Genomic DNA, 1,983 nt, shown 5'->3' on the forward strand with positions numbered 1-1,983 from the left:
GGCTGACTCCGCGCCCACTCGGTCCGTTCCGCGACATCGCCGCCGCCACCGGGATGGGACCGCTGCTGCCCGGCGCGGGCCGCCCGCACGGCGCGGCGGACGGCGAGCACGGCGAGGAACTGGCGCTCGCCGGCGTCTGCGAGCGGATCTACGAGGCGCTGCGCGACGAACCGACCGTCCTGGTCGTCGAGGATCTGCACTGGGTCGACGCGGCGTCGGTGGAGGTGCTGCGGTTCCTTGCGCGCCGGGTCGACGCGATGTCGCTGGCGCTGCTCGTCAGCTACCGCGATGACGAGATCGGCCCGGCGCATTCGGCCCGCCCGCTGCTCGGCGACTTCGCCCGCCTCGCCGGGCTGCGGACCCTCGGGCTGGCGCCGCTGTCCCTCGACGCGGTGCGGATCGTCGTCGCGGGCACCCGGCTGGAACCGCGCCGCGTGCACGAGCTGACCGGCGGCAACCCGTTCTTCGTCACCGAGATCGCGAAGGATCCCGACCGGGGGCTGCCGACCTCGGTACGCGACGCGGTGCTCGCCCGCACCGCCGAGGTCACCCCGGACGACATCGAGGTGCTGCAGATGGTCGCGGCCGCGCCGGACCGCCTCGACGACCGGGTGCTGCCCGCGCTCGGCGTCGACCTGCCGACGCTGCGCCGCCTCGACGCGACCGGCCTGCTCAGCCGGGCCCGGGGCGGTCTGGTCTTCCGCCACGAACTCGCGCGCCGGGCCGTGGAGAGCACGATCCCTCCCGGGGGCGCGCCCCGGTTACACGCCCGGCTGCTGGCGGCGCTGGAGCGCAATGAGCCGTGCGATCCCGCCGTCCTCACCCATCACGCGGTCGCGGCCCGCGACGCGGACCGGGCGGGCGCGTACGCGACCGCGGCCGCCCGAGAGGCGATCCAGGCCGGTTCGCACAGCGAGGCGGCGACGTTCTTCGCCACGGCGCTGGACCATCTCTGGGCGGCGCCCGCGCTCGACCGCGCCAACCTGCTCCACAGCCTCGCCGTGGAGCAGTACATGACGAGCCGCCTCACCGAAGCGATCGCGACCGTGAGCGCGACGTTCCCGCTGCGACAGCACGCCGGCGACCAGGCCGGGCTCGCGGCGGCGTACGACACCTGCGCCGTGTTCGAGTACTACCAGGGCCGGCGCCGCCACGCGCAGGCGCACGCCGAGCGCGCCGCCGCCCTGTCCACCGGGCCGGGTCTCGAACGGTCCCACGCCCAGGCCCACACCACCCTGGGCTACCTCGCGTACATGCGCTGCGATGTCGGGGTGGCGCACCGCCATCTGCGCGGCGCGATCGAGGAGGCGGACCGCAACGGCCAGGCGGAACTGGCCCAGCGCGGGCGCATCCTGCGGGCGAGCACCTCTCTGCTGGCGGGCGACGCCGACGCGCGCACCCCGCTGGCCGACGACATCGAGCGGGCCCGCGCCCACGGCTGGGACGAACTCGCCTCCACCGGCTACTCGGCGATCGCCAACCTCGATGTGGAGCAGCGGCGTTACCGCGAGGCCGAACATGTTCTCGACGAGTCCCTGCCGTTCACCGTCGAACGTGACATCCCGATCTGCCGGCACTGGCAGACCGCCGTGCGTGCGCGGCTGCACCTCGCCCGCGGCCGGTGGAGTGCCGCGCTCGAGGACGCCGAGCAGGTCCTCGAGGAGCGCGGCATGCCGCTCGCGACGCTGTGGCCGCTGCTCGTCACCGCGCTGGTCCCGCTGCGCCGTGGCGCCGACGTCCCCCTCGCCGACTCCCTCGTCGCCCTGGATATCGCCTGGGAGCTGGCCGAACGGCTCGACGAGCCGCCGCGCCGCCTCGCGGTGCTCGGCGCGCTGGCCGAACGGATGTGGCTGACCGAGCAGCCCGACGACCGGGTCGTCCGCGCGGCCGCCGAGGGCGACGCGGTGGGGGCCGCGGGAACGGCCTGGGCCGGCGGCGACCTCGCGGTCTGGCTGGCCCGGCTCGGGCTGGGCGCCCGGGCGT

Annotated in this window: 1 protein-coding gene; it reads left to right on the forward strand. The window is 75.7% G+C overall.

Translation table 11 applies throughout. The features are described from left to right. A partial coding sequence (locus MXD58_RS26480) for an ATP-binding protein (RefSeq protein WP_250610495.1) occupies window positions 1-1,983 on the forward strand: 1,983 nt, incomplete at both ends.

Origin of the sequence: Frankia sp. AgKG'84/4 (assembly GCF_023242965.2) — a bacterium.
Taxonomy (GTDB): Bacteria; Actinomycetota; Actinomycetes; order Frankiales; family Frankiaceae; genus Frankia.